Genomic DNA, 6,972 nt, shown 5'->3' on the forward strand with positions numbered 1-6,972 from the left:
GAACCCATGGATAAATTGGCAATTGAAATGCGTGCCAAACGCTTCTGTTTGACCATAGAAGAGGCTAAAAATCCGCTGTCCGGTACCTATATTGGGCGGCTTTATCTGCAAGGCGAAATAAATCAAGACCAATATGATGCTGCGCAAAAATATCTTGAAGTGAGAAATAATTACCTCTGTGCAAAAGCCTTACCAAATGCAATTTATGATGACTTTACTCCATCTTTTAATGAAGAGGCAAAAAAACAATGGATTGAAAAAACTACTCATTACTATGAAGCAATGAAAGAGGTGCTAAAAGAAGTGCAATGCCTTTATAGACAGCATAACCTTTATGCCGCACTACAGTATCTTGTTAGTGAAGATCAATCACTGCCACATCTTGTCGGTTCGCTGTATGTTGCTCTGAATGCACTTCATAAACATTTTAGCCGTTAAAAAAGAATTGATATCAGATGAAAAATCATTGCAAAATTAAAGCGTGATGGCTTTGAACTTATCAAAGTAAAAGGTTCTCATCATAAATTAAAAAAAGATGGTAAGGTTGTTATTGTTCCACATCCTAAAAAATTTTCCGATTGGTACAGCACGTTCTATCGCACAACAAGCAGGCTCGTTAAAAAAGGAGAAGAAAAATGAAAAGATTTTTTGCTCTTGTTCATAAAGATGAAGATTCTGCTTTTGGTGTTCAGTTTCCTGATTTTGAGGGGCTTTTTTCTGCTGCTGATGAGGAAGAAAATTTAATCGCAAATGCAACAGAAGCACTTCAACTTTATTGTGAAGATATAGATATAGTGCCTATTCCTTCAAAATTTGAAGAAGTCATACAACGGGAATCTGTCAAAACAGCTTTGTCAGAAGGAGCTTTTTTAATACAAGTCCCCTTTATTGAAAATGATGCAGAAGTGGTACGTACGAATATATCCATTGAAAGAGGGCTTTTGCGTGCAATTGATGATTGCGCACAAGAAAGAGGTTTAACAAGATCTGCTTTTCTGGCAACAGCAGCACGTCACGAGCTTAATATTTAACTCATCGATTTGGAGAAATTTCTCACTCTAGATTTTTTTACAAAAGCATGTAATTGCATATGATCCGTAAACTATTAATGAAAATCAAAAGGCAGCAGGTAGACAAAACGCTATAATTAAGAGGGATATAACTATCATTAATACCATATACATGGCATCTAATATTTCTGAACCTGTCATTGCCGTTCCTTCCTATAAATAATTTCTCATAACTTATAAAATCTAAAATGCTTTAGAAAATTCTATATATTCTATTTTTCAAATAACAAAAATCAATATTTGACTAATGATGTCATTAATTATGACTCAAAAGGAGCAATGATGAAAGCTGTCATCACTAAGCCAATGTGTGTTGTTGGCGACAATAAAAGCACTGTTCGCTTTGAACCATCAACACCCAATAATCCATTTGTTGAAGTTTCCAATCAAGTCTACGCACGTCTCAAGCGCGCCAATGCTGCAAAACTTTTTGTTGACGTCAAGACAACAGCAAAAACAGATAAAAGGCAATTGAACAAATTAAGCAGATAAAACAAGAAGCCGTACAAACATCATCTGAATCAGTGACAGAGGAAATTCCACTCGAACAGCCAAAAGCATCTAAAGCTTCTAAGTCATCAACACCTACCCCCAAAAAGGCTTAGAAGTTGAAATTAATTATCCAGCAAAAATGGTATCTTCAACAGGTAAAAGATACCTTCACAAACCTTCAAGCACCACGCCTTAATTGGGCTCTGCGTAATGCTCTAAACACTGCAGCAAAACAAGTTGAACGCTTTACTGAAAAGCAAGTTGCAGACATCTCATCAGCCCAAATAAAGCGTATAAGAAAAGGTGTTTATATTAAAGAAAAGGCGACAGCAAGGTTTCTTGAGACAGATATAATTGGTTCTGGAACACCGGTACCTCTTAAATTTTTTCAAGCAGAAGAAACAAAACGCGGTGTGACTTACACAATGTTTGGAAAAAAAGAAATCTTACCCCATGCTTTTATCAAAGGTGGGAGTTTTCCAAAGCGTGTTGAATTAAAAAAGCTGAATGGGAATGTGTTTCAAAGAGCGGATGGAGATCAATTCCCTATTGCAAAACAAGAAGGACCCTCAATTGCTGGAGTGATGTCCAAACCAGAGATTGCAAGTGCTATCGCACAATATGCCAGTGAACGATTAACCAAAAATATACAGTACCAACTTGCTCGTCAAGAATATGCCGCTAATAAGAAAGCTAAATAATGTTCTTAAGCTATGTCAACACACTACTCATTTTAATTGTAATTTTTAAAGCAGATTATCACTTGCGCTTTGGTTTTTTCCAGAAAAAATACAATAAAATCAATGCAAAAGGTACTTCCCAGCGGGTTGGCTTCGTTGCGGGGCAGGCGAGCGCGAACTATCGCTAGCGGCAGAATTTTCAAATTGACTGTACATTGTACACTTAACTCATTGATAAATAACAATTTCAATATGTATACTGTACAGCATGGAAACGTTTTCTCAGCAAAAAGTAATTTTTGTTACTGGACAATTCTATAGTAATGGGTATTTTCGAATCAGTTGCCTCAAAAACACCTTAAAACATCTAGCGGAGTGGTTGCCGAAATAATCAATCTTCTGTGCATTGCATATGTGTGTAGCATATAATGGCGTTGTCGGATGTAGTTACGCTATACAATAATACTCTCACGAGGAAAGCGTAACCAACGGACTTGGTACCGTATTTGTTAGCACCGGAACTCTTTATTGAGTGTCATTAACAAACGTCTATTACCAAGGAATTCATTATGAACACTCTTATAGAAATTAAAGAACAAACTATTGGCCAAGAAACTGTTCAAACTGTTAACGCGCGTGATTTGCATACGTTTTTAGAAGTTAGTGTGCGTTTCAGTGATTGGATTAAAAATCGCATTAAAGAATACAAATTTCAGGAAAATATAAACTTTATAACGCTTACTAAAAATTTAGTAAGCGTTATAAAGGTAAAATAATACCGCATTACATGAGACATGGCTAAACACCTTTCAATGATAGAGCGTAATGATAAAGGGCATGAAGCACGTCAATACTTTATAAAATATGAACGGCTTTTGAAACAAGTAGCAACACCGCAAATAGACTACTCCAAACCCGAAGCATTGCTTGGCGTCTTGAATCACTTACAAAGCCAAATAGAGCAAAAAGATCATGTTATTGCAGAATTAGCACCAAAAGCAAAAGCTTTGGATGGTTTAAAACGTTCTGATGGTTTGTTTGATCTTATCGAAGCAGCAAAGATGTTAGAGGTACGACCAAAAGATTTAACAGATTACTTGCGCAAACATGACTGGGTATATCGGCGTGCTCCAGGGGCGCCTCTGTTACCCTATCAAGATAAAATAAAGAAAGGCTTTATGGATTGCCCTGCTATTACCATTCAAATACCAGATGGAACAGAAAAGGTGCTGCCTTCAACAAAAATTACATCCAGAGGATTGGCATGTTTGAGAGAACAAATCTTTGGGGGCGTACAATGAAGGTCGATACTAACTTCTTATGCGATTTATGGATAGCGTTGTCTCAATTTTCTAGACATGAAAATATAAGTAACAAAGATTGTACTGCTCTGGTTGACACTATGAGTGTAATCGAAAAAGCTTTGATTGTAAAACTTCAAGATGAATCACCAAATGCACTCAGAATTTTGGCAATGATTACAAATTTTGGAACCTTAAAACCTCCCCCGATTATGGAGCCTTTTTTGAAAACTTACGAACCAAATTTGGACCCCCCTATTGTGAAAGCCGCTTAAGTAAAAAATATGCCTCCCCTCCCCATTATCAACAATGGGGAGGTGATTAAGAAGGTAATAAAATTAAGGTGCACTATACCAAGTTGATCGTCCACCACCATGACGTATCAAAAGACCTTTTTCAACTAATGATGTAAAAGTTACTTTAAGTGTATTAGGGCTTGCACCAACCTCACGCACCATATCGCGGGTTGTAACACGTCCGTGATTACGCACATAATCAAGAATATTAAGAGCCAATTCAGATAAGGAAAAAAGAGCATTTTTTTCACTCTCTATTTTTATTTCTAATTGGCGTTTTTGTTTTTGTAGAGCACGTAAAAAAAAGAGTATCCAAGGTTCCCAATTGGGTGTTTTAGTATAAATTGTTTTTTGAGTTTGATTCAAAGCTAAGTAATAGCTTTCTTTATTATTCTCAATAATGCTTTCAAGGGACGAATATGGTACATAAACATAACCTTTTTGTAACAAAAGAAGGGTGGTTAAGATACGGCTTAAACGTCCATTTCCATCTTGAAAAGGATGAATAGCTAAAAATGTGACATTGAAAATACCAATCGTAAGTAAAGGATGAAGATCCTTTAATTCATTGGTTTTATTGAACCAAGTAATAAGCTCTTGCATTCGGTATGGTGTATCAAATGGTGTAGCTGTTTCAAAAACAATGCCAACCATTTTTCCTTGAGAATTAAATGCTGCTACATCATTGCGTAAAGTCTTATATTCACCTCGATGTCGTTGATCTTTCTCACTATTACACAAAAGATCACGATGAAGTTGTTTAATATGATTTTCAGTAATAGAAATATCACTCCAAGATTGAAAGATTGTTTCCATAACCTTAGCATAGCCGATAACTTCTTTTTCATCACGACTCTTAAAACGTTTAATTTCTAAATTTACCAAAAGCTGTTCGATTTCGCGGTCTGTTAACTTACTCCCTTCAATGCGTGTGGAAGATCCAATACTTTCAACAGTAGCAATATGACGAAGAGCGTTCAATCGCTCAGGTGCAAGAGTACCAAGGGCACGCCATGCCCCTTTGAACTCATCAATCTCAGTAATGAGAGCCAACAATTCTTGTGTAATTTGGAGTGTATCTGTTTTCATACCGGAATATATACCCGATTATACCTGATTGTCAATCATTCGTAACACAGTAAACTCTTACTTCTTATGGCAGAGAAGAAGGCAAGGAGCAACTATGAATAAGAAACATCGTGAGGGTCTATCGGTTCGTGCGTTTGCGAAGAAGATGGGTGTTTCACATAATGCGGTTGTTTCTCGGATAAAGACAGGTAAATTTGATGCGGCTCTTTTTGAAGATGGTTCTGTCAATGAAGCGCTTGCAACAGCTATCTGGAATGAGAATCCAACAAAGCGCCTTGCTCCATTTTTAGCGCCGGATGGTCAAGCGCGCACAAAGATCAAACAAGTCTCTACAGAGGGTGCTAATGAATACAAGATTAAACTGGAGCGAATGCAGGTTGCGCTTGAAAGCGAAAAGATTGCCCTTGAACGCTTACGCGAAACAACCGTTGACCGTGAAGAAGTAAAGAGAGCAGCGCGTGAGTTTGGAAGAGCACACCGTGACGCCATGTTGAATTTTCCGCATCGTTTCGGTGCAAGCATTGCTGCACAAGTTGGATGTGATGCAGCCAGCCTTATTGGTGCTATTGATTATACTATGAGAACCGCTTTGCTTGAGGCGGTTAATATTCCAGTGCCTTTTCATGATCCTCATTCTCCAGAGTTAGAGAACTTGCAAGAAACGAATAATGGATGACAATGCAGTCGAAGAATTTTTTGCCAATGCTAATGACGCACGACAACCAGACCCACCGTACACGGTTTCGCAATGGGCCGACAAGAATAGGTATCTTAGTACTGTAGCAAGTGCTGAACCTGGATTGTGGAGAACAAAACGCACCCCTTATTTGCGCGAAATTATGGATAACCTTTCCTCTCACAAACCAATTGAAACAACAATTGTCATGAAAGGGGCGCAGGTTGGCATGTCTGAAGCAGGATTGAACTTCTGCGGTTATGCCATTCATTATAGTCCGGGACCTGCCCTTTATGTGATGCCAACGGTTGAGACAGCGAAGAAATTATCAAAAACCCGTCTTGACCCCATGATTATGGCAAGCCCTGCTTTAAGCGAACGCATTGCCCCAGCGCGGGCACGCGACAGTGGTAATACAATGTTTTCGAAAGAGTTTGATGGTGGGGCATTGATGCTTACAGGAGCAAACAGTGCAGCTGGTTTGCGTTCCATGCCTATTCGTTATCTGATTTTAGATGAGGTGGATGCTTATCCTCTCAGTGTGGATAACGAAGGTGATCCGGTGATGATTGCGGAAAAGCGTACCTCAACTTTTGTGCAGAGAAAGATTTTTAAATTGTCCACACCAACACACCGTGACACAAGCCGTATCGCCAAGGATTTTGTGCTAGGAGACCAGCGATATTACAATGTCCCTTGTGATGCATGTGGTGTTCTACAGCCCATTGTTTGGTCACAAATCAAGTGGCCAAAAGGCGCACCCGAAAAAGCTGTGTTTGTTTGTGCCCATTGTGGTCATGAACATGCCGAGCACAGAAAAACAGATCTCATGTGTGAAGAAAGAGGTGCGTGCTGGGTGCCTACAAGTGAATCAAGCAGACCGAATTTGCGTTCTTACCATATTTCAGCACTCTATTCACCTTGGCTTACTTGGGGGGAATGCGCCAGAGAGTTTTTAGATGCCAAGGATGATCCAGCGCTTTTGCAGCCTTTTGTCAACACAGTGCTTGGAGAGCCATGGGAAGACAGAACAGGCGAAGTTGTTGACCCTGATAGCCTCTATGCAAAACGTGAAGATTATCCCCTTGCACCAGAACAAGCCGTCGTGTTGACAGCGGGTATTGATGTGCAAAATGACCGGTTAGAACTTGAAGTGGTGGGATGGGGACGCAGTGAAGAAAGCTGGCATATTGATTATCACGTCATTCCTGGTGATCCCTCTTCTTTTGAAGTATGGGACCAGCTGGATGAATATCTTACAAGACGCTGGCCACATCCAGGCTATAAAGATGGCATCAAGATAACGGCTGCTTGTATTGATACCGGTGGTGGACACACACAAGCGGTTTATAATTATGTGCGCCCGCG

Annotated in this window: 7 protein-coding genes and 3 pseudogenes; 9 read left to right on the plus strand and 1 reads right to left on the minus strand. The window is 39.2% G+C overall.

Annotation, left to right across the window (positions count from 1 at the left end; translation table 11 throughout):
* The 7 genes and pseudogenes from ACFIKU_RS09030 to ACFIKU_RS09060 form a co-directional block, all read left to right on the plus strand.
* A partial coding sequence (locus tag ACFIKU_RS09030; protein ID WP_375657314.1) for a hypothetical protein occupies positions 1-438 on the plus strand: 438 nt, incomplete at its 5' end.
* Positions 439-462: 24 nt separating this feature from the next.
* A pseudogene (locus ACFIKU_RS09035) lies at positions 463-664 on the plus strand (type II toxin-antitoxin system HicA family toxin).
* Positions 636-1,031: a type II toxin-antitoxin system HicB family antitoxin gene (locus tag ACFIKU_RS09040; RefSeq protein ID WP_005864994.1), complete on the plus strand. Its 396-nt coding sequence runs from the start codon at positions 636-638 to the stop codon at positions 1,029-1,031. The pseudogene ACFIKU_RS09035 and the gene ACFIKU_RS09040 overlap by 29 nt, the downstream one beginning before the upstream one ends.
* 321 nt (positions 1,032-1,352) lie before the next feature.
* Positions 1,353-1,675: pseudogene (locus ACFIKU_RS09045) on the plus strand (hypothetical protein).
* Between the two features lie 3 nt (positions 1,676-1,678).
* Positions 1,679-2,263 carry a hypothetical protein gene (locus ACFIKU_RS09050; RefSeq protein ID WP_375657315.1) on the plus strand — a complete coding sequence of 195 codons (585 nt, stop codon included), beginning with the start codon at positions 1,679-1,681 and terminating at the stop codon, positions 2,261-2,263.
* 548 nt (positions 2,264-2,811) lie between these two features.
* Positions 2,812-3,543: pseudogene (locus tag ACFIKU_RS09055) on the plus strand (antA/AntB antirepressor family protein).
* Positions 3,540-3,818, plus strand: coding sequence for a hypothetical protein (locus ACFIKU_RS09060; RefSeq protein ID WP_375657319.1), 279 nt, complete (start codon positions 3,540-3,542; stop codon positions 3,816-3,818). Before ACFIKU_RS09055 ends, ACFIKU_RS09060 begins: the two are co-directional and overlap by 4 nt.
* Positions 3,819-3,881: 63 nt before the next feature.
* Here the strand turns inward: ACFIKU_RS09060 and ACFIKU_RS09065 are convergent, their stop codons facing one another.
* Positions 3,882-4,928: a Fic family protein gene (locus ACFIKU_RS09065; RefSeq protein ID WP_375657316.1), complete on the minus strand. Its 1,047-nt coding sequence runs from the start codon at positions 4,926-4,928 to the stop codon at positions 3,882-3,884.
* A gap of 94 nt (positions 4,929-5,022) precedes the next feature.
* Between ACFIKU_RS09065 and ACFIKU_RS09070 the strand changes: the two genes are divergently transcribed.
* Both ACFIKU_RS09070 and ACFIKU_RS09075 read left to right on the plus strand, forming a co-directional pair.
* Positions 5,023-5,604, plus strand: coding sequence for a hypothetical protein (locus ACFIKU_RS09070; protein WP_375657317.1), 582 nt, complete (start codon positions 5,023-5,025; stop codon positions 5,602-5,604).
* Positions 5,597-6,972: phage terminase large subunit family protein (locus ACFIKU_RS09075; RefSeq protein ID WP_375657318.1), on the plus strand; the 1,376-nt coding region annotated here is incomplete at its 3' end. The genes ACFIKU_RS09070 and ACFIKU_RS09075, both read left to right, overlap by 8 nt.

This window comes from Bartonella sp. CM120XJJH, from assembly GCF_042194715.1.
Classification (GTDB): domain Bacteria; phylum Pseudomonadota; class Alphaproteobacteria; order Rhizobiales; family Rhizobiaceae; genus Bartonella.